The organism is Staphylococcus equorum (assembly GCF_029531845.1).
Lineage (GTDB): Bacteria > Bacillota > Bacilli > Staphylococcales > Staphylococcaceae > Staphylococcus > Staphylococcus equorum_C.
Map to the genome: position 1 here is coordinate 233,193 of NZ_JAMBPV010000003.1, position 21,168 is coordinate 254,360.

The window sequence follows — 21,168 nt, forward strand, 5'->3', positions numbered from 1 at the left end:
ATTTGTTATATGTTTTGTTTTAAAAACGGCAGTAATTTGGGCCGACCCCTGACTAGTTAATAAAGCGCTAGCCGAAGAATACAGGCTGTGCCCGCGGAAAGCGTACACAAAAAACTGCCAACAAAAGACTTTGTTTACATGCTTAAAGCCCTCACTACTGCATGAGTGAGGGCTTTAAGTTATATTATCTTACTTTTTCTTTATCTTCGATAGCCTTTAGCATCGTTTGAGTCATTTTAGTTAAATCATATTGTGGATTGAATCCCCATTCTGCACGTGCACAACTAACATCTATACTGTTTGGCCAACTATTAGCAATCGACTGTCTTACTGGATCTACATCATATTCCAATTGGAATTCCGGATAAAATTCTTGAATCGCTTCTTTCACCATTTCTGGTTCAATACTCATTGCGCTTAAATTATATGCATTACGATTAATTAATTTAACGCCGTCTGCTTCCATAAGTTGAATAATGGCATCTATTGCATCTTCCATATACATCATATCCATATATGTGCTTTTTTCGATAAAGCTAGCATAACGACCTTCTCTCACAGCTTTAAAATAAATGTCTACAGCATAGTCTGTCGTACCGCCACCTGGTTCTTTCATATGAGAAACTAAACCTGGGAATCTAACACTACGTGTGTCGACACCAAATTTGTCGAAGTAATATTGACATAACAACTCTCCAGCAACTTTATTCACACCATACATTGATGTTGGTCGTTGAATAGTCACTTGTGGTGTATTTACTTTAGGAGTTGAAGGTCCAAATGCGCCAATTGAACTTGGTGTGAAAAATTGTAATTTGTGTTCACGTGCTGCTTCTAAAGCGTTCATTAAACCACCCATATTTAAATCCCAAGCAAATAATGGATTCTTTTCAGCAACTCCTGACAATAGTGCTGCCATATGCATCAATGTATCTGGCTTAAATGTCTCAACCAACTCAAACATACGCTCTTTATCCGTAACATCTAGTATTTCAAATGGCCCATCTGCAATCGCTGAATCTGTTTCTGGCTGTTTAATATCTGTAGCTAAAACATTATCATTTCCATATAACATTCTACATTTCACTACGAGTTCGGTTCCAATTTGTCCTAACGCACCTGTAATCATAATTTTTTTCATATTTTTATCTCCCCTTGTGCATTACAGAAACTGCAATGTTTTTCTCATATATACACAATCCATATTTTCATCTAAATTATACAATAAAAGCGCTTTATTGTATACATTGAGCGTACATTATATATATATTTTATTATTTTCACTTTAAAAAAATGCTTATTTTAGGGTCACAAAAGCTCATTTCACTTAGAACAAATTTATTTCAAACGTAAAAAGGCCCTCGCTACCATTAATAGCGAGGGGATTGGTACATCAATGCACGAAACTTATAGTAATATTGTTTAAATACCTTAGTCAATGAAAATACAAGCATTCTATAGCCTATATTATTGGATTTAACGCACGTATAATTGAGCTCCGTACATAAGCTATACAAACCTGGTGTTTAGTATCTTGATAATATAAATACCTTGGTCACCTATACATCTTTCACAAAATTCAACTCAATAATAAGTACTTTAATGTATATCTTGGAGAATAACTGATATTATTAACAAATAAATATGCAGTGAGAGGGATGACATAATGACTTATTTAATCATTATTTTATTCGCTGTTTTAATCATGTCATTAATTTTAAGTTATTTTTGTTTTAAAGAAAGTAAAGCTGAAATTGACCAAAGTAAACAAGCGAAGCGTAATGAAAACGAAAGAATAGGTGTAAAACAACAATCACACAAAGTATTAACTTTAGGCATTGTGTTACTTGTTTTCAGTATACTCGTTTTAATAGGTATTATTTGGATTCTAATAGCAATGTAGGTTCATTTATATAAACTTAAAATTATTTAACTATCCAAATATATATAAAAAGACGACCTTTTGTTCATAAGATCGTCTTTTTATATGCAATAAACAACTCTTTTTACATTTCATTTTCTAGCTTTAATTGCGCTTCAATAGCTTCATTTTTATTATCAAAGTCATAGTCTTGAGAATTTATCGGCTTCCCCGTTTCTGCAATACTTTTTATACTTTCCATATGAAATTGCCAACCTGCAAAATCTAAGATGATATGTGGAAATTCAGACGGTAAATATTCAATAAATGTAAGTTCTGTTTGCTGAACTTTGTTGTTTAATTCAAACTTCACAGTACCGATATCCCACGTGAAACCAATCGTCTTATTTTCTTTAAAATATGTAATTGTCATTTCTAAATCGTCTTGTTTCTCTAAATGGAAGTAGATTTTTCCATTCACTCCTCGTGTTTCAAATGACAATTGCGGAAACCATTGTTGTATTCCTTCAGTTGTACTCAGATATTTAAATATTGCTTCCTTATCTGCATCTATATTTATTTTCAATGTTTGATAAACACCGTGTCCATCTTTTGAGTATTGTACTTCCATATTTAAAATTCTCCTCTCAAATTAAAGCATAGCTAGGAAAAATTTGAATTTGCGATCTTTCTTGCTATTTTACCTAGACTTATATTAGTATGTTTTACCCTTCTTCGTTATGAATTATTTCTAAATTACATGTATTCATTATATATATATTAATGAAATTCAATATAATCAATATGAACTGAAATGGCGGTATTGATGACTATTTAATCAACTACAACAGAGAAATTGATTTTCCTATAATTTCTCTTCAATCCCTTATTAGACGCATCTTTTGTGTTTTCAAATTTCTTATTATTTTTAATTTTTCAATTTTTTAGTATAAATGTTTGTAAATCCCTCTATATTTATATACAATTAGTGAAATACTGGTGAGAGTGTGTACTCTGTTTTTAACTTATTCAGTAAAAGAAAGTTAGGTGTATATGGAAAAAGATAAGAAAAAGATGTTGAACAAAATGGTAAAGCCTTTCGCTAAAACTAACTACACGAAAAGTACAATACAAATTATAAATACATTACTTCCCCTTATTGCAATTTTAGTAGTAAGCGGACTTTTATATAATGTGCATTGGTCATTAGCAATTATTAGTAGTATATTCGCATCTATATTTTTAATTAGAACATTCATCATTTTTCACGATGCTTGTCACGGATCATATTTAAAAAAACAAAAGCACAATGATTTACTCGGAAATGTTACTGGTTTCCTTACACTGTTCCCTTATAGAAAATGGCGTAGAGAACATTTAATTCACCATGCTGGTAGTGGTAATTTAGAAAAACGTGGTATCGGTGATATCTGGGTTATGACGGTAGAAGAGTATGCAGAATCATCTAAATTCCAACGTCTAACGTATAGAATTTATCGTAATCCACTTGTGATGTTTGTATTAGGACCGTTCTTCTTAGTCTTTATTTCTAATCGATTTAATTCTAAAGACGCTAAAAAGAAAGAACGTATCAATACTTGGATGAACAATATTTTATTAATAGTCGTTTACGGCGGTCTAATTTATCTATTAGGTGCAGGTCATTTCTTTGCAGTATTTGCACCAATGCTCTTTATTTCTGGCATGTTAGGTATTTGGTTATTTTACATCCAACACACATTTGAAGATTCTTATTTCGAAGAATCTTCTGAGTGGGACTATGTAAAAGCAGCAATCGATGGTAGTTCGTACTATAAATTACCAAAAGTACTACATTGGGTTACAGGAAACATAGGTTATCATCATGTACATCATTTGAACCCTAGAATTCCTAACTACTCATTAGAGGAAACACATGAAACTGTTACACCTCTGCATCATGCGACATCTATTACGCTAAGAGAAAGTCTAACATCATTAAAATTCAAATTATATGATAAAAGTCATAAACGTTTTATAACTTTTAAAGAATTTTCACTTAGAAATAAACAAACTTTATAATCGTTTAATATTCAAATAGACAATAAAGGAGAAATGCTTGTTAACCCAAGCACTTCTCCTTTTCTTATTCTGAAGCTTCAATTTTGGTTACCTCATGCTATATTTAATCTTTTTAATGTCCTCGGGTGTTGTTTGACAACATCCCCCTATAATTTGAACACCTTCCACTAACCACTTCGGAACTTGTTCAATAATTTCATCACTGTGAGCATCATTTTCCCATTTTTTGCTATCCGCATTATAATGAGAACCTCCATTAGGATACAACGCAATTGTCTGACTCAAACTAGCTAATCCTTTGTCTAATGATCGATTGATTCCTTCAACCGAAGAACAATTAATACCAAAAATTGGAATAATAGTGCCCTTCTTTTTTATATAATCGATTAGTTTCTCGAATTCTGTCCCATCTGATAAATTTCCTGTGTCATCAACAGTTACAGAAAGCCAAAATGTTTGCTCCTCTGTGTAACTCGGTATAATATTTTCTACGATTGCTTGAATCTCTTCAAAATTAGGAACAGTTTCAAACACAAAATCATTTATTCCTCTTGAAATCAAAGCGTTTATACGTTGTTCATGAAACTTAAAATAGGATTCTCGACTTATTTCATAATTCCCTGTATATTCAGAGCCGTCGCTTAAATATGCACCATATGGACCCAAACTACCTACAACCACTTGATTATTATTTGTTACATCCATAACTTGCTCTACCGCTACTGTAAAAAGGTCATCAATTTCCTCATTCTGCATTCCTATGTCTTTAAATGTTTGGTAACTAGCTTGATATGTACTCGTTAAAATAATGTCGGCACCCGCATGTGTAAAATCTTGGTGTGCTTGCTTTATTTTAATTGGTTGATGTCTAAGCACTTCACTAGACCATAACGAAGAATTCAAATTACAACCAGCTTGTTCTAATGTAGTTGCTAGTCCGCCATCTAAGACAATTGGAGATTGTGTTTTTACTTTTTCTAACATTCTCATCTATACTCCTCTTTTCTTATTAAATTTAATAAAGTAATAAATTAACGCAATCGCTGCAAACGGTAGCCCGAAATAAAGTGCAGGTGCTTGATTAGAATCAAAAAGCATTCCAACACAAGAAACTAAGCATAATATAAACCCAATAATCGGAATCGATTTATGTACTTTTAAGCTTTGGTCAATTTTTTTAGCATTAAAATATGCAATACAGATACTCATCCACACGATAACAACTGCTAAACCAGCAATTGAAACTAGAATTACATATAATGAATCTGCTACATACACGCTAGAAAATAAAGCCAATAAGCCACCAATCATGCTAAATAATGTTGCATTTACTGGCATATGATGTTTATTTAGCTTTCCAAACCATTTAGGAAATACACCTTCATTCGATAAACTCCAAATCATTCTGCTCGCAGCATATAATCCTGAATTAGCTGCAGATAACAAAGCTGTTATAATCACTAAATTCATAATGTCACCCGCATAAGGAATTCCCATTTTCTGAAAAATAACAACAAATGGACTTTCTAATGACTTCCCTTGATAACTTGGTATTAAAATAGAAATAATAACCATTGTACCTATAAAAAAGACAATAAGACGCCATAACGTTGCTCTAATCGCTTTTGGTATTACTTTTTCAGGATTCTCTGTTTCACCAGCAGCTATGCCGATTAATTCAGTGCCACTAAATGCATAATTCACAGCTAGCATTGTTAAAAACACAGAACCTATACCATTAGGAAAAGTAGGATTCGTATACCTATGTGTAATTGTGTTTAAACCTTCATAACCATCGTAGTGAATAAATCCGATAATTACCAAAAGACCTAAAATAATAAATACGATAATCGCAATAACTTTTACTAAAGAAAAATAAAATTCAACTTCTGCATAAAAACGTGTCGATATAATGTTAAATAATAAAATTAATATAATTGCAATAGTCGCAAAAATATAAACGGGGGTTTCAGGCATCCATTTCTGCATCAAAATACCCACTGCTGTAAATTCAGAACCTAATGCTACGGTCCAAGTTAACCAATAAAACCATGCTACGATATATCCAACAGATGGATGAATGTAAAGACTTGCATATGTATGAAATCCACCTGTAACAGGATGTTTGATTGCTAATTGACCTAGACATAACATAACGAGATAAACTAAAATCGAACCAATTAAATAAGATAGTACCGTTCCAAATGGACCTGCTTGTTGCAAAGTATATCCAGAACTTAAAAATAATCCTGTTCCAATAACACCACCAAAGCTAAGTAACATAAGATGACGTTGTTTCATTGCACGTTTAAATGATGGTTGTTCCATTAATGTTCTCCTTATCTTCAAGTTCTACTCATTTTAAATATAATTATTCATTCTATTGATTTCTGAAAATTTAGTCAATACAATCATCGTCAATTCCTTGCTCTTTCATGCATTAACTTTACCAATTTTTTAATTTTCAAAGAAAATTTCACCTAATTATTCACTGAATTTTCAAATTTTTATAAAAATTCAATCTCTAGTATTGATTTTCAGTCGTAAAGTCTATAACATTTATAGATAAGTAAGTATAAATATAATAAGTAATAGATAGAGGGGAAAAAATAAATGACAGAACATAACGACTTAGTGAAATCTACCCAAGAAATTACAAAAGAAGCATTACATAAATTAGGCTTTGACGATGGCATGTATGATTTAATCAAAGAACCTTTAAGAATACTAGAAGTCCGTATACCCGTCCGCATGGATGATGGTACCGTTAAAACTTTTACCGGTTACCGTGCGCAACATAATCATTCTGTTGGTCCTACCAAAGGTGGCGTACGTTTCCACCCTGATGTAAATAAAGAAGAAGTTAAGGCACTTGCAATGTGGATGACGATGAAATGTGGTATTACTAACTTACCATTTGGTGGCGGTAAAGGCGGCGTCATCTGTGACCCACGTCAAATGAGTAATCAAGAGCTTGAAAGTCTATCTCGTGGTTTTGTTAGAGCTATATCACAATTCGTAGGTCCTGCGAGTGATATCCCAGCACCAGATGTTTATACAAATCCACAAATCATGTCTTGGATGATGGATGAGTATAGTAAAATCAATCGTTCAAATGCGTTTGCTTTCATTACAGGTAAACCACTTTCTTTAGGTGGTTCTGAAGGTCGTAACCGTGCCACTGCTCTTGGTGCTGTTATTACTATTGAAGAAGCGACTAAACGTAGAAATATTGATATCAAAGGGTCTCGTGTTGCGATTCAAGGTTTTGGTAATGCTGGTAGTTTTATCGCCAAAATCTTACATGATATGGGTGCAAAAATTGTAGCTATTTCTGAAAGTTTTGGCGCTTTACACGATCCAGATGGTTTAGATGTTGACGAGCTTGTAGAGCTTAAAGAAAAACATGGACGTGTTACACACTTATTTGAGGGCGTTATCCCTAATAAAGAATTATTTGAAGTCGATTGTGATATTCTTATACCAGCTGCATTATCAAATCAAATAACTGAAGAAAACGCACACGACATTAAAGCAAGCATCGTTGCAGAAGCAGCAAACGGCCCCACGACAAAAGAAGCTACGCGTATATTAACAGAACGTGGTGTCTTAATTATACCTGACGTACTTGCAAGTGCTGGTGGTGTAACTGTTTCTTACTTCGAGTGGGTACAAAATAATCAAGGTTATTATTGGTCCGAAGAAGAAATAAACAGTCTACTCCGCGAAAAAATGGTAGAAGCATTCAATAAAATCTATGACTTAGCTGAAAGTAGAAAATTGGATATGCGTTTAGCTGCCTATGTTGTAGGTATCAAACGTACAGCTGAAGCTACACGTTTCCGTGGTTGGGCATAATTTTTCATATTGTACTGATTAGATAAATATTTTATTTTCAAAGCTACACCTTAATTGGTGTGGCTTTTTTATTATTATATTTATCTATACACCTTTCAAAAAACACTTCCTAAAACTTTTCATCCCCCATTTCGACTTAATTCTCTGACAAAAAATTTATCACTAACCCCCTATTTCATATATATTTTCAATTATTAAATAGTTGAATTTTCTGATTTATTTGAAAAATAAAAAAATACTCTATATAATTATTTACAATAAAGGGGAGGATATAAATTATGAATAATAATATTTATGGTAATACACCATGTTTTTTAAATAGTAAAAATTTAAATCAATCAAATACTTTAGATACTGATGTAATTGTATATGGGGTACCTTTTGAAGGCGAAAGCACTTGGGGAGATTACACAGGGGTAGAGCTTGGTCCAAAGCAAATTAGACTGTCCTCTGCACGTTACAGTCAATACCTACCTGAATTAAACCACATTGATATTAGTGAACATTTATCTATGGGGGATGTCGGTGATGTGCCATTTGTGGCTCATGACAATAAAGAAAGCTATGACAACATTACAGATTTTACAAAAAAATTGTGGGAAAGTGAAAAATTCTTAGTTGGCTTTGGCGGCGAACACGGAGTCACTTACCCCATTCTTAAATCATTAACAGAAACTGGTAAAAAAGTCGGCATCATCCATTTAGATGCACATTATGATAATATGCCAGATTATGAAGGTGAAGCTTATGCCCGTAATACACCTTTCATGAGACTTTATGAAACAGAAGGTGTACGTAACGAAAGTATTATTCACACAGGTATTCACGGCCCGAGAAATCATCCAGCAACAGGACGTTACGCTGAAGAAGCTGGTGCAGTGACGATAACAATCAACGATATTCGTGAATCAAATAACATAAAACAATTTGCCCGTGATATCTACGCTCAAGCAAGTGCCGGTGTAGATGTCGTATATTTAACGATATGTAGTGACGTATTGGATTTTGCCTATAATCCAGGTGGCCCTGTCGATGGCAATGGTCTAACGTCCTATGAATTATTAACGATGATCCACGAATTTGGTGCACTCGGCCTATGTGGTATGGATTATGTAGAAGTTTACCCTATGAAAGATGCCAATCAAAATTCTGCCCATTTCGTTTCTACAGCAGTATTATATGTACTTGCTGGCCACGTCGCTTATTTAAATAAATTAAAATAATTTGAGGAGTGGTTAAATGTTTAAAAACACGGGTAAGATTTTACGATCACTTGGCCCAGGGATGATTATCACTGCTTCATTTATTGGCCCTGGTACAGTAACAACCATGACTCAAGGCGGCGCAAGCTTTGGCTATAGCTTATTATGGGCAGTTGCCTTTTCAATCATCGCCACTATCGTGTTACAAGAAATGATTATCCGGTTATCTCTCGTTACACGTGAAGGTTTAGGTGAAGCGATTCAAGATTTATTTTCTAATAAAATCGGTAAGCTGATCATCGTGTGGTTCACGCTTATTGCTGTCACCATTGGGTGTGCTGCCTATATTAGTGGTGACTTGATTGGAACTTCACTTGGTGCATCTTACTTACTTAATTTACCTGAAAACTGGGTTGCTCCAGTTATTGGTGTCATAATATTACTTATTGGATTATTTGGTAACTATAAATTTTTAGAAAAAGTTATGCTTGTACTCATGGTTATTATGGGTGTTATATTTATCACTACGATGATTGCTATAAAACCAGATGTTATGGGCATTTTAAAAGGTGCCTTTATTCCAACAATACCAGATGGTTCTATTCTTACTGTTATTGCTCTAATCGGCACAACAGTTGTGCCATATAACTTTTTCATCCATTCAACAGCTGTGCATGAACGTTTTAGCGGAGTTAAAGAATTGAAGTTCGCACGTTGGGATACGATTATTTCAATCACAATCGGTGGAGTTATTTCAGCCGCGATATTAATTTCAGCGGCAACTTTAATTAAAGGCGAAGAAGTAACAAGTGTCATTCAACTTGCCGGTCCGTTAGAACCTGTACTTGGTGATGCTGCGCCAATAGCGATTAGTATAGGGTTATTCGCTGCAGGTCTGTCATCAGCAATTGCTTCTCCAACTGGTGCCGCTGCAACGATTAGTAGTTTACTTGGTTGGAAAGGCGGTATGCAAAGTAAGAAGTACAAACTTGTCTTTGTTGTGATTATCATTATTGGAATCATTACTTCAGCACTTGGTTTCGAACCGCTTCAAGTCTTACTTATTGCTCAAGCATTAAATGGTATGATCTTACCTCTTGTTGCAATACTTATCTTTATTATTATTAATAAGAAAAATTTAATGGGCCGTTTTGCAAATACACTTTGGCTCAATATTATCGGAGGACTCGTTGTCTTAACTGTTTCCTTCTTAGGTATCTATAGTCTTATTGATGCCATAACAACTTTCGTTTCAGGATAAATTCATAATAAAAAATGACGAAAACCCAAAAACAACGTATCATCACTGATATATTGTTTCTGGGTTTTTTAATTATACCGTTAATTCTCTTACATCAATTGCGCAACATCACGCATAATGCTCGCTTTTTTATAGCCATGGATGTCATGTAATGATTGATATGCGTCAAATAACTTTTTATAGATTTTCACTTTATTGGGTTGAGGTTCGACAGTGTATAAGACGGGTTCTTTCATTGCTTTTACCGCTTCACTAAACTCTGTATGCGCCCCACCACATATTGCGCCTAGAATAGCTGCGCCAATTGCTGGTGCATAGTCACTATCAATAACTGTTACGCGTTTGTCGAGCACATTTGCATAGATATCCATGAGTAATGTATTCTTTTTAGGAATGCCACCACAAGCAAATACATGATCCACTTCCATGTTCCATCCTTCATACTGTTGCATAATCATTTTAGTACCAAATGCAGTTGCCTCCATGTAAGCACGATAAATTTCTTCATGTCTTGTATGTAATCCCATGCCAAATAAGCAACCTTTCAAATGACTATCACTGAGTACACTTCTATTGCCGTTATGCCAATCTAGTGCAATGAGCCCACTTTCACCGGGATATAGTTTAGCTGCCTTTTCATTTAATAATTCAAAAATTGAAATATCACGTGTCTTCGCCTCTTTGACGTCATCATACGGCGTTTGTTTCGCCACGTACTCGAATAAGTCTCCTACAGCTGTTTGACCTGCCTCGTACGCATAAAGCTCTGGAATAATGGCACCTTTAACTGAACCAGAAATACCAGGCACCTTGTGTTGTTCTTTATTAAGCATTAAATGACATGTGCTTGTGCCCATGACCATAGTCATTTCTTTATCTCTTTCTGAACCTATTCCTAATAAACTCGCATGTGCATCAATAATAAAAGGACTTACTTGCGTTTCTGGTGAAAGTCCTAATTTTTCTGCCATTGCCTGACTAACCTTACCTACAGTTTCACCAATATTAACGACAGGTGCCTCCACTTTATCTCTTACAATTTTAGATAAATTATTATCCACTTTATCAAACAAATCGTAATGGAACCCTGTCTCCGCTTCCCAGAACGACTTAAAGCCTAAGCCACAATTTGATCTGACATTTTGCTCAGTAAGCCGATTGACAATCCAATCACCCGCCTCCATGATATACGCACTCTCTGCTATAACTTCAGGCGCCTTATTGTTCACTTCCATAATCTTAGGGATCATCCACTCACTACTCACATTAAAGCCATAGTAGCCTAACCAACGATTCTTTTCTTCTAACGCAGTCTTAAATAATACATCTGCTTCATCTTGCGCGCCATGATGCTTCCATAATTTGACGTAAGCATGTGGATTATCTTTAAATCCTTCCTTATTATGAATGGGTTCCATATTTTCATCCACAAATACCACAGTAGACGATGTGAAATCTATACCGATGCCGACGATTTCGTTTGGCGCAATTTGCGTTTTTGCTAAAATAGCTGGAATGCCTTCTTCAATGACTTCCATATAATCATTCGCATTTTGTAGTGAGAAACTTTGAGGTAGTTTTTGACCATCAAGTTCTCCTTCAATCGTGCCATGCGTATACGCTTTAATAAATTGTTCTACAATTTCACCATTCTCTGTATTTATAAGGAAGGCCCTCCCAGAACCTGTTCCAAAATCTATACCTATACTGTAAGCCATACTTTAACCCTCCAGATCTTTCTACATTTCAGAAAACGCTTTCTTAAATCATAATTAAGATTCTATAAAAATACAAGAGAGCGGGATAGAAATCAAAATTTGATTTCGTATTCCCGCCCCCCATAATACTTATTATCATTGTCACACTAAAACAATTTAAAACGTCTCAACTTCATTAAACTGAGATAAATAAAGTTGTTTATAATGGCTATCTTGCTGCATCAAGACTTCATGACTACCTTCTTCTAAGATTTCACCATCTTTGATAAAGATAATACGGTCTACGTCTTTAATCGTTGATAGACGATGCGCAATAATGAGCGACGTTCTATTTTCTGATAGTTTTTTAAATGCCAATTGAATTTTATTTTCTGTTTCTATATCTAATGCACTTGTAGCTTCATCTAAAATAATAATAGATGGGTCTTTTAAAAACATTCTAGCAATGGAAATTCGTTGTTTTTGTCCACCAGATAATTTCGTACCTCTCTCACCCACAAGTGTATCTAAACCAAATGGTAAGTCTTTGATAAATGTTTCTAATTGCGCATTTTTAATTGCGTCCCATATTGCAGTTTCATCAGCTTCTAAATGACCATATACGATATTGTCTCTTAAAGTACCAGAGAATAGGAATACATCCTGCTGTACGACACCAATTTCTGCACGTAGTGATGCTAATTGAATCGATTTGATGCTTCGCCCGTTAATTAAGATATCACCATCATCAACTTCATAGAATCTTGGTAATAGAGAACTGATTGTCGTTTTACCACTACCGCTCGGCCCAACTAAGGCAATCTTCTCGCCTTGCTGAATATCTAAATTCAGTTTTTTTAGAATCGGTGTTTCGCCATACCCAAATGTTACATCTTTATATTGAATCACTTTAGGATCATTCGGCATTCCGACTGCGTCCGGCGCATCTTGTATTTCTGGATCAATACTTAATATTTCTCTAAAGTTTTTAAATCCTGCAATCGCTTTAGGAAATAGCTCTATAATCATATTAATTTGTTGTAATGGCTTAAATAGTACATTCGTAATCATGATAAATGCAACGATACCACCATAAGATAAATCACCATTCAACACAAAATAACTTCCGACTACTAAAACAATAATTAATGTCAGTTTTTGGGCAATATGACTGATTGTAATATTCCAAGACATATAATTATATGCTTTTAATTTTGTAGCTCTAAAATTATCGTTTATATTTCTAAATTTCGTTTGCTCATGATTTTCATTTGTAAAAGCCTGTACAAGTCTTATGCCACCCACATTATCTGCGATTAATTCATTAAAACGTGACACATTTGTAAATAAATTCTTAAATGCACGAGACATTTTTTGGCTGAAAAATATGGCCAAGATAAAAACAATTGGCACCACACAAAATGTAATGAGCGCTAATTTCACATCAATCGTTAACATAATGACAAATGCACCAATAAGCGTCATGATAGATAGAAATACATCTTCTGGGCCATGATGTGCAGCTTCACCAATATCCATCAAATCATTCGTCAGTCGGCCAATGAGTTTTCCGGATTTTTGGTTATCAAAATACTTAAAATTCAATTTCTGAATATGACTATATAAATCATTGCGCATATCACGCTCTATATTTGTACCTAACTTATGTCCCCAATATGTCACGATAAATTTAAGCACCGCTTCGATTGCAAACACAAACAATAATGCAACTCCAAAAATCACTATGAGGTTCCATTGATTTGTAGGTAATAAACGGTCAATATATAAACTTGTAATAAGCGGGAAAATTAATTCCAACAAACCAACAATAATTGCCGATCCAAAATCTAAGAAAAACAAACCTTTATATGGTTTGTAGTAGTTAAAAAATGCTTTCACAACGTCCCACCTATTCTATAACTTAATCCCTCACACATGATTTATATTATGGATTAATTGATACAGATTATCAATATCATTCAACTAATATTCGTGACATTTGTAAAAATAAATTTATAACACTCAAATAAATTTTTATTTCATTCCTTTTCATCTTTACCATATAAAATAACAACAAAAAATAAACTCCTTAATCAAGGTTGAATTAAGGAGTTTATTTTAAAATTTACATCTATTTTATACGCCAGAGTAAGATGAGAAGCCGCCATCTACAGGAACAATGATACCTGTAACAAAGCCACTTAATTCTTTATCCATTAACCAATAAAGTGTACCTAGGATATCTTCTGGTACACCAAAACGGTTCATTGGTGTTTGTGATAGAATTTTTGAAGCGCGTTCTGAATAAGAACCATCTTCATTTCTAAGTAACGCTTTATTTTGAGCTGTTTCAAAGAATCCAGGTGCAATTGCATTCACTCGAATTTGACCAGCAAAGTAAGTACTCAACCATTGCGTAAAGTTACTCACGGATGCTTTCGCGCCACTGTATGCTGGAATCTTAGTTAGTGGTGTAAATGCATTCATTGAAGAAATGTTAATAATTGTGCCTGTCTCAGATGTGACAACATCTTTACCAAATATTTGGGACGGTAAAAATGTACCTGTATAATTTAATTTAAATACTTTATCAATACCATCCTCTGTTAAATCAAAGAATGTTTTATCACCATTTTCATCATACATTTCATCATTTGTTGTAGCATTCGGGTTATTACCACCTGCACCATTAATGAGAATTGTAACTGCGCCAAATGTATCGTTAAATTTTAGTTTTGCATGTGTTAAAGCATCTTTATCTAACACATTTGCCACTAATGCGACTGTTTGTTTTCTTTCTTTATCTATTTCATCTTGTAATTTAACAATTTTATCTTCAGAACGTCCTAAAATACCTACGTTGGCACCTTTTTCTACCAGTCCTTTGACAAACGTTGATCCAATAACACCTGTTGCACCAGTGATTACTACATTGACTCCTTCAAATTGTCTTGTCATTATTTACTCACTCCTTCAATTAAACCGTTAATATAAGTTGCGCCTAATGCTCTGTCGAACAATCCGTAACCTGCTTTACCTGTTTCACCCCAAATCATACGTCCGTGATCTGGTCTGATTGTGCCTTTGAAGTTAACCTCTTTCAGTGCTTCTACTACAGCCTTCATATCTACCGAGCCATGTTTCGATAAATGACCTGTTTCTAAGAATGAATGTGAATCTAATCGTTTCACATTACGCATATGCACGAAATGGATATGCTCGCCAAACGTTCTAATCATGCTTGGTAAATCATTTTCTGCTAATGAACCTAAAGATCCCGTACAGAAGCAAATACCATTATTTTTGCTATCATTTATTGATAGTAAACGTTCATAGCTATCTTTGTTTTTAATGATACGTGGGATACCAAATATAGGCCATGGTGGATCATCCGGATGTATCGCCAGATCAATATCATGTTCGATTGCAGTTGGTAATACACCATCTAAGAAGTACTTCAAGTTCGACCACAATTGCTCGTCCGATGTTTCACGATAAGATGTAATCAAATGATTCATTTCTTCTCTTGAATAACTTTCGTCCCAACCTGGTAAGTTTAAATCTGTTGTTAATGGGTCAATATCTTTTAACTGATCATGTTTATAAATCAATGTATTAGAGCCATCAGCTAATTCATAGTCTAATTGTGAACGTGTCCAATCAAAGACAGGCATAAAGTTATATGTCACTGTCTTAACACCATTTTCTGCTAAATTCACTAATGATGTCTTATAATTTTCAATCAGTTCATCACGTTTTTCAGTACCTAATTTAATTTCCTCACTTACAGGTAAACTTTCAACGACTTCAAATTTCAATCCTGCCGCTTCGATTGTTTGTTTTAATTTTGCGATTCTTTCTTTTGTCCAAACCTCACCTACAGGTACATCATAAATTGCAGAAACGATATGCTTCATGTCTGGAATTTGTTTGATATTCTCTAATGTTACTGGATCATCTTCACCGTACCAACGAAATGATAATTCCATCGTTATACCTCCTTAACGCCTTCTATTTTGAATAAATTCACTGCATTGTTATAGCAAATATCTTTTAACATTTGTTCAATTGTTGCATCTGATAATGCAATCTCACCTTTTTCAATCTTATCTCCTAGGAAATTACATAAAATTCTTCTGAAATACTCATGGCGTGTATAAGAAATCATGCTACGCGAATCTGTAAGCATACCTACAAATTTAGCCAATAAACCGACGTTGGCATAATCTACTAAATGCTGTTCCATGCCTTCTTTCGTGTCATTAAACCACCATGCTGCACCTAATTGAACTTTATGTTCACTGTTGGTAAAGTTACCAGCTGTGGCTTGTACCATAAGGTGGTCATTACCATTATTAGGATAAATAATCGTATCTGATAATGCCTTGTTTTGTTCAAGGTGGTCTAACATCGCATTCAATGTTTTAGCGCTCAGTTGTTCACCTACACTATCAAATCCACTATCTGTGCCTGCTACTTTCAACATTTTCGAATTATTATTTCTAGTTGGGCCTAAATGGAATTGTACGACCCAATTTAATTCGTTATATACTTTACTAATTTCAGTTAATATATAACCCGCTAATTCGTATTGTTGCGTTTCAGAAACTGCTTCACCCTTCATCATGGAGTCATAGATTGACGTAGCTTCTTCTGTTGTCGCATACATCAATGGTGCTTTTTCAAAACTTTGGTCTGAACTTCTTGCGCCTTGTCTATTAAAATAATGAACGCGTGTTTTAAGTGCTTCGATATAACTGTTTAAATCTTTAATTTCACCGTCAATTTTTTGATCCAGCTGCTTAATCTTGTCTTTAACCGTTGTTTCACTTAAGAATACGTAGCTATCTGGTCTGAACGTAGGAATCACTTTAAACGTTACTTTTTTATCTTGATTTAATAATTTGTGATATTCCAAATCGTCACATGGATCATCCGTTGTACAAACTACAGATACATTACTTTGTTTAATTAAGTTTTGTGGTGTATGCGATGATTTTGCTAATTTACGATTCAAAGATTTATATAACTTTTTAACATTCACTTTATCTAAATCTGTGTCTTCATCAAAATAGCGTTTTAATTCAAGTGAACACCAGTGGTACATTGGGTTAACGATTGAATAAGGTAGCATGTTCATAAATGCTTCAAATTTATCAAAGTCATCTGCATCGCCTGTAATTAATCCTTCTTCTAAACCGTATGCTCTCATTAAGCGCCATTTGTAATGATCTCCGGCTAACCACAATTGTGTGATATTTTCATAGTTTTTATTTTCATAAATTTCTTTTGGATCTAAGTGACAGTGAAAATCATAAATAGGTAGATCTTTAACCTTTTGATATAACTTAACTGCTGTTTTATTATTTAATAAAAAATTGTCATTAATTAATGCCATGTTATTGCCCCTTTTCTATAATCCTAATAATTTAGGAAGGAATAATGAAATTTGCGGAATGAACGTTACGATTAACAGTAAAATAATAAGTGCGATAAAGTAAGGCACTAAATATTTAAATACAGATTCAACGCGAACACCGCCGACACTTGCCCCAACAAATAGTGCACTGCCAACTGGTGGCGTGATATTACCAATACATAAATTAAATGCAATCAAGATACCAAAGTGAATTGGATCTAAACCTAAAACTTCTGAAATAGGTAAGAAGATAGGTGTGAAAATCAATACTGCTGGTGTTATATCCATAAATGTTCCGATGACTAATAAAATTAAGTTAATCATCAGTAGTAAAAGGATTGGATTATCTGTCATTGAAAGGATGCCATTTGAAATGGCTTCAGGTAATCCTGTATAACTCATCACGAGTGAAAATAGTGCAGAAGCAGTAATAAGGAACAGAATCATACCACTGATTTCGGCTGTTTCTTTGATTACATTAGGTATTTGTTTGAGCGTCAGACTTTTATATATCAGCGATAATACTGTAGCGTATAACACTGCTACTGCTGCACCTTCTGTTGCCGTGAAGACACCTGACACAATCCCGCCAATTACTACAACAATTAAAAACAGACTTGGCAAAGCATCTAATGTTAAAAATAATTTATCCTTCCAACTAATGCGTTCCGATACTTTATAGCCTTGTTTCTTCGCCATAACGTAAGCCACAATCATACAAGCAATGCCCCATAAGATACCTGGAATATAGCCTGCTATAAATAATGCTGCAATTGATGTTCCGCCACTTACAAGTGAATAAACAATCAACAGTGAACTTGGTGGGATAAGTAATCCAGATGGTGCAGATGCTATATTCGCTGCTGCAGAGTATTCTTTTTTATAACCTTGTTTTTCTTCCATAGGTCCCATAATACGTCCCATCGCGGCCGCCGCAGCGACACTAGAACCTGAAATAGAACCGAACAACATATTACCTACAATGTTCGTATGTGCCAGTGAGCCAGGTAACCTACCTACTAACACTTTGGCAAAGTTCACTAATCTAAAAGCGATACCGCCGTTATTCATAATGATCCCTGCCAAGACGAATAACGGAATGGCAAGCATTGTAAAATCATCAATACCTGTGACCATACGCTGTGCTGCCGTTATAATCGTTACATCGAATGGTAATATCATTAATAACGTTATGATAGAACTCAAAATAATCGCCAAGGCGATAGGCAAGCCGAATATCAAGAAAGCGAAGAATGTGATGAACAATACTAAACCTGCTGCAACTGTCATACACGCTCACCTCCATCTTCTTGATTGCCTTCTTTAACCGCTTCAAGTTCTCCTTTATCTAACAAGTTATAGATTGCGTAGAAAATGATAAAGACGCCTGAAACAGGAAGTGCGCCGTACATGGCTGCCATAGACAATCCTGTAGATGGTGCAATTTGTGACCATGTTAAATTCACAACTTCATAGCCACCCCAAATCATGAGCACAAGTGCTACGATAATTATGATAATATCTGAGGCTTTTTCCATAATAAGTTGTATTTTTTTAGAAAACCTTTCTCGAATAAATAAAATCGCTATATGTTGTTTTACACCAAATACATAACTTGCACTAAGCAAACCAAACCATATCAATAAGAATCTAACGATTTCCTCACTCATTGTACTTGGACTATTAAAAATAAAACGTGTGGCAACTTGATAAACCGATAATATAACCATTACAAAAAGTGCAATACCAGCTAACGTGAGGAGCAGTTTATCAATGATCTTTTTTGCTTTCTTCATAAAGTTGCTCCTCCTTCTCGATTAATTTATAATCATCTTTTGTATCTGGATTCTTTTTAAATTCATCTTGTAGAGGTTGCGAAGCTTTTTTGAAAGAAGTTTTATCTACGTTATGGAATTTCACACCCATGTCTTCTTTGGCTGTCTTTTTAGCTTCTTTCACTTCTTTATCCCAAATCACTTCATGTTTCTCAGTAGAATAAGCCGCTGCATCTTTTAACCATTTTTGTTGTTGCTTCGTTAAGTCATCATACGTTTCTTTGTTCATAATTAAGATGTCTGGAACAATTGCGTGTTCCGTATAATGATAATTTTTAGCAACTTCACCATGGTTATTTGTTGTAAGTGAAGTTTCATTATTTTCAGCTGCATCAATCACACCTGATTGTATCGCTGTATATACTTCACCGTAATCCATTGGTGTTGGTGTGCCGCCTAATGACTTGATTAAATCGACACTCGTTTTACTTGGTTGAACTCTTATTTTCAAACCTTCCAAATCACTATTATCTTCAATTTTTTTATCCTTCGTGTATATATTACGCACGCCAGCGTCATAGTATGTAATCCCTAGAAACCCCTTATCTCCAGTGGATTTAAAAAACGCATCTTGTACTTCTTGTTTTTTCATAACATGACGATAATTCTCTTCTGATTCAAATAGATAAGGCATGTTAAACAATGAATATGTTGGAGAAAAACTTTCCAATGCAGCCGATGACACTTTAGTCATTTGTATTGCATTCGTCTGTGTCATCTCAATTGCTTCACGCTCACTACCTAATTGACCATTCGGATAAATATTAACTTTGATTTGCCCATGAGATGTTTTCTCTAATCTTTCTTTAAAAATCTCAAGAGATTTATGAACCGGATGGCTCGTTGGTTGATTATGTGCTAGCATAATTTCTTTTTTCTTCTCTTCCGCATTAATATAAGTATGAGGAAGTGATATAGCTAACATTCCCACTATAAAGAATGCGCTTACAAACGATGTTAAAAATTTTTTCATATGTGTCTTACGCCCCTTTGTTTAAGGTTCTATCGACTAAGCTCCCCGAAATGAGAGGATAAATTATGCACATCACTTTCGTCTACACTTAATGCATCCTCGTTTGTTGTATGTTGTAAGACTGAACATTTCGTCGCAAAATCTATAGTCTCGTCTAATTGCCAATTACGAATCAATCCATGTAAGACACCAGCCATAAATGCATCACCGGCTCCAATGCGATTCAATACCGTATATTGATAAGCCTGGCCTTCAATATAGTTTTGCTGTGATAACATAATACCTTGTAATGTACTTTGACCAATATCTCTATTACTGGAAGCCATTAATGGGATCTCATATTGTGATTGAATCGTTTCAGCACATGTCTTCATATCATCTTCTTCTGAATTTGTCTCAAGTAAATGCGTCGCATCCTTTTTACCAAAGAAGAGTACGTCAACAAGTGGCAGAACAGACTTGATTACTGGTACAGCTTCTTCTTTAGACCACAGGTTACTTCTGAAATTAATATCAAATACGATTTTAACGCCTTGTTGTTTCAATTTAGCTAGTGTATCAACGATGTGTTGTCGTACTACTTTGTTAACTGCCAATGTAATACCAGTCAATACAAAGTAATCACCACTTTGTATTGGTAAGCCATCGATGACGCTTTCCCCATGTTCTGCGAAAGTTGAATGTTCGCGATCATAAATGACTTTACCACTTCGGAAATCAAAGCTCTCTTCCATATAATATGTGCCTATTCTACCGTCATGATATTTCACACATGTTGTACCTACTTGAGTCTGATACATCTTTTTCATAGCTAAATTGCCTAATGCGTGTTGTGGTAATACTGTTAACATTTCAGTCGCGTGACCAAATTGAGATAGGGTCACGAGCGCATTTAATTCTGCACCTCCAACATTAACACCAAATGTATTGGCATCTTTCAGTTGTTTGTAATCAGGTGGAGTATAGCGTAGTAATACTTCTCCAAATCCAAATACCGTCAT

Annotated in this window: 18 protein-coding genes; 5 read left to right on the forward strand and 13 right to left on the reverse strand. The window is 34.5% G+C overall.

The genetic code is table 11. The features are described from left to right. Window positions 1-184: 184 nt before the first annotated feature. On the reverse strand, window positions 185-1,141 hold the full coding sequence (locus tag M4L39_RS05835) for an NAD-dependent epimerase/dehydratase family protein (protein ID WP_277581186.1): 957 nt from the start codon (window positions 1,139-1,141) through the stop codon (window positions 185-187). Between the two features lie 525 nt (window positions 1,142-1,666). Between M4L39_RS05835 and M4L39_RS05840 the strand changes: the two genes are divergently transcribed. Next, entirely contained in the window at window positions 1,667-1,903 is a 237-nt protein-coding gene (locus M4L39_RS05840) for a hypothetical protein (protein WP_277581187.1), read from the forward strand. Between the two features lie 103 nt (window positions 1,904-2,006). On the opposite strand, the gene M4L39_RS05845 is transcribed toward M4L39_RS05840, so the two are convergent. After that, window positions 2,007-2,492: an SRPBCC domain-containing protein gene (locus M4L39_RS05845; protein ID WP_277581188.1), complete on the reverse strand. Its 486-nt coding sequence runs from the start codon at window positions 2,490-2,492 to the stop codon at window positions 2,007-2,009. Between the two features lie 422 nt (window positions 2,493-2,914). Here M4L39_RS05845 and M4L39_RS05850 point away from each other — a divergent pair, with 422 nt between their 5' ends. Next, a complete protein-coding gene (locus tag M4L39_RS05850; RefSeq protein ID WP_277581189.1) occupies window positions 2,915-3,922 on the forward strand; it encodes a fatty acid desaturase in 1,008 nt (335 codons plus the stop codon). An 87-nt stretch (window positions 3,923-4,009) separates the two neighbouring features. Here M4L39_RS05850 and mmuM read toward each other — a convergent pair whose 3' ends face one another. Both mmuM and M4L39_RS05860 read right to left on the reverse strand, forming a co-directional pair. Beyond that, window positions 4,010-4,912, reverse strand: a complete 903-nt coding sequence (mmuM, locus tag M4L39_RS05855; protein ID WP_346816943.1) for a homocysteine S-methyltransferase — start codon at window positions 4,910-4,912, stop codon at window positions 4,010-4,012. After that, the gene (locus M4L39_RS05860) at window positions 4,913-6,250 is read right to left on the reverse strand and encodes an amino acid permease (RefSeq protein WP_277581191.1); all 1,338 of its coding nucleotides are present in this window, start codon (window positions 6,248-6,250) and stop codon (window positions 4,913-4,915) included. 285 nt (window positions 6,251-6,535) lie between these two features. On the opposite strand from M4L39_RS05860, the gene M4L39_RS05865 reads away from it, so the two are divergent. The 3 genes from M4L39_RS05865 to M4L39_RS05875 all read left to right on the forward strand — a co-directional run bounded on the left by M4L39_RS05865 (window position 6,536) and on the right by M4L39_RS05875 (window position 10,243). Next, window positions 6,536-7,780 carry a Glu/Leu/Phe/Val family dehydrogenase gene (locus tag M4L39_RS05865; RefSeq protein ID WP_277581192.1) on the forward strand — a complete coding sequence of 415 codons (1,245 nt, stop codon included), beginning with the start codon at window positions 6,536-6,538 and terminating at the stop codon, window positions 7,778-7,780. Between the two features lie 278 nt (window positions 7,781-8,058). Then, window positions 8,059-9,003 carry an agmatinase family protein gene (locus tag M4L39_RS05870; RefSeq protein ID WP_277581193.1) on the forward strand — a complete coding sequence of 315 codons (945 nt, stop codon included), beginning with the start codon at window positions 8,059-8,061 and terminating at the stop codon, window positions 9,001-9,003. 16 nt (window positions 9,004-9,019) lie between these two features. Further along, window positions 9,020-10,243 carry an Nramp family divalent metal transporter gene (locus tag M4L39_RS05875; RefSeq protein WP_277581194.1) on the forward strand — a complete coding sequence of 408 codons (1,224 nt, stop codon included), beginning with the start codon at window positions 9,020-9,022 and terminating at the stop codon, window positions 10,241-10,243. A gap of 89 nt (window positions 10,244-10,332) precedes the next feature. Here the strand turns inward: M4L39_RS05875 and M4L39_RS05880 are convergent, their stop codons facing one another. The 9 genes from M4L39_RS05880 to M4L39_RS05920 form a co-directional block, all read right to left on the reverse strand. Continuing rightward, on the reverse strand, window positions 10,333-11,961 hold the full coding sequence (locus M4L39_RS05880; RefSeq protein WP_277581195.1) for a ribulokinase: 1,629 nt from the start codon (window positions 11,959-11,961) through the stop codon (window positions 10,333-10,335). 156 nt (window positions 11,962-12,117) lie between these two features. Further along, entirely contained in the window at window positions 12,118-13,839 is a 1,722-nt protein-coding gene (locus M4L39_RS05885; RefSeq protein ID WP_277581196.1) for an ABC transporter ATP-binding protein, read from the reverse strand. Between the two features lie 237 nt (window positions 13,840-14,076). Beyond that, the gene (locus tag M4L39_RS05890) at window positions 14,077-14,898 is read right to left on the reverse strand and encodes an SDR family oxidoreductase (protein ID WP_277581197.1); all 822 of its coding nucleotides are present in this window, start codon (window positions 14,896-14,898) and stop codon (window positions 14,077-14,079) included. Next, entirely contained in the window at window positions 14,898-15,929 is a 1,032-nt protein-coding gene (locus M4L39_RS05895; RefSeq protein ID WP_277581198.1) for a mannonate dehydratase, read from the reverse strand. Before M4L39_RS05895 ends, M4L39_RS05890 begins: the two co-directional genes overlap by 1 nt. A 2-nt stretch (window positions 15,930-15,931) precedes the next feature. After that, window positions 15,932-17,338 carry a glucuronate isomerase gene (uxaC, locus tag M4L39_RS05900; RefSeq protein WP_277581199.1) on the reverse strand — a complete coding sequence of 469 codons (1,407 nt, stop codon included), beginning with the start codon at window positions 17,336-17,338 and terminating at the stop codon, window positions 15,932-15,934. Between the two features lie 15 nt (window positions 17,339-17,353). Then, the gene (locus M4L39_RS05905; RefSeq protein ID WP_277581200.1) at window positions 17,354-18,649 is read right to left on the reverse strand and encodes a TRAP transporter large permease; all 1,296 of its coding nucleotides are present in this window, start codon (window positions 18,647-18,649) and stop codon (window positions 17,354-17,356) included. Then, on the reverse strand, window positions 18,646-19,155 hold the full coding sequence (locus M4L39_RS05910) for a TRAP transporter small permease (RefSeq protein WP_277581201.1): 510 nt from the start codon (window positions 19,153-19,155) through the stop codon (window positions 18,646-18,648). Before M4L39_RS05910 ends, M4L39_RS05905 begins: the two co-directional genes overlap by 4 nt. Next, a complete protein-coding gene (locus M4L39_RS05915; protein ID WP_277581202.1) occupies window positions 19,130-20,167 on the reverse strand; it encodes a TRAP transporter substrate-binding protein in 1,038 nt (345 codons plus the stop codon). The genes M4L39_RS05910 and M4L39_RS05915 overlap by 26 nt, the downstream gene beginning before the upstream one ends. Window positions 20,168-20,196: 29 nt before the next feature. Then, window positions 20,197-21,168 carry a sugar kinase gene (locus M4L39_RS05920; protein WP_277581203.1) on the reverse strand — a complete coding sequence of 324 codons (972 nt, stop codon included), beginning with the start codon at window positions 21,166-21,168 and terminating at the stop codon, window positions 20,197-20,199.

Bases quoted from the DNA above. Each gene is read 5' to 3' on its own strand.
- M4L39_RS05910 (WP_277581201.1), bottom strand. From the start codon at position 19,155: ATGAAGAAAGCAAAAAAGATCATTGATAAACTGCTCCTCACGTTAGCT.
- M4L39_RS05895 (WP_277581198.1), bottom strand. From the start codon at position 15,929: ATGGAATTATCATTTCGTTGGTACGGTGAAGATGATCCAGTAACATTA.
- M4L39_RS05915 (WP_277581202.1), bottom strand. From the start codon at position 20,167: ATGAAAAAATTTTTAACATCGTTTGTAAGCGCATTCTTTATAGTGGGA.
- uxaC (WP_277581199.1), bottom strand. From the start codon at position 17,338: ATGGCATTAATTAATGACAATTTTTTATTAAATAATAAAACAGCAGTT.
- M4L39_RS05880 (WP_277581195.1), bottom strand. From the start codon at position 11,961: ATGGCTTACAGTATAGGTATAGATTTTGGAACAGGTTCTGGGAGGGCC.
- M4L39_RS05890 (WP_277581197.1), bottom strand. From the start codon at position 14,898: ATGACAAGACAATTTGAAGGAGTCAATGTAGTAATCACTGGTGCAACA.
- M4L39_RS05920 (WP_277581203.1), bottom strand. From the start codon at position 21,168: ATGACGGTATTTGGATTTGGAGAAGTATTACTACGCTATACTCCACCT.
- M4L39_RS05875 (WP_277581194.1), top strand. From the start codon at position 9,020: ATGTTTAAAAACACGGGTAAGATTTTACGATCACTTGGCCCAGGGATG.
- M4L39_RS05860 (WP_277581191.1), bottom strand. From the start codon at position 6,250: ATGGAACAACCATCATTTAAACGTGCAATGAAACAACGTCATCTTATG.
- M4L39_RS05905 (WP_277581200.1), bottom strand. From the start codon at position 18,649: ATGACAGTTGCAGCAGGTTTAGTATTGTTCATCACATTCTTCGCTTTC.
- M4L39_RS05840 (WP_277581187.1), top strand. From the start codon at position 1,667: ATGACTTATTTAATCATTATTTTATTCGCTGTTTTAATCATGTCATTA.
- M4L39_RS05845 (WP_277581188.1), bottom strand. From the start codon at position 2,492: ATGGAAGTACAATACTCAAAAGATGGACACGGTGTTTATCAAACATTG.
- M4L39_RS05835 (WP_277581186.1), bottom strand. From the start codon at position 1,141: ATGAAAAAAATTATGATTACAGGTGCGTTAGGACAAATTGGAACCGAA.
- M4L39_RS05865 (WP_277581192.1), top strand. From the start codon at position 6,536: ATGACAGAACATAACGACTTAGTGAAATCTACCCAAGAAATTACAAAA.
- mmuM (WP_346816943.1), bottom strand. From the start codon at position 4,912: ATGAGAATGTTAGAAAAAGTAAAAACACAATCTCCAATTGTCTTAGAT.
- M4L39_RS05870 (WP_277581193.1), top strand. From the start codon at position 8,059: ATGAATAATAATATTTATGGTAATACACCATGTTTTTTAAATAGTAAA.
- M4L39_RS05850 (WP_277581189.1), top strand. From the start codon at position 2,915: ATGGAAAAAGATAAGAAAAAGATGTTGAACAAAATGGTAAAGCCTTTC.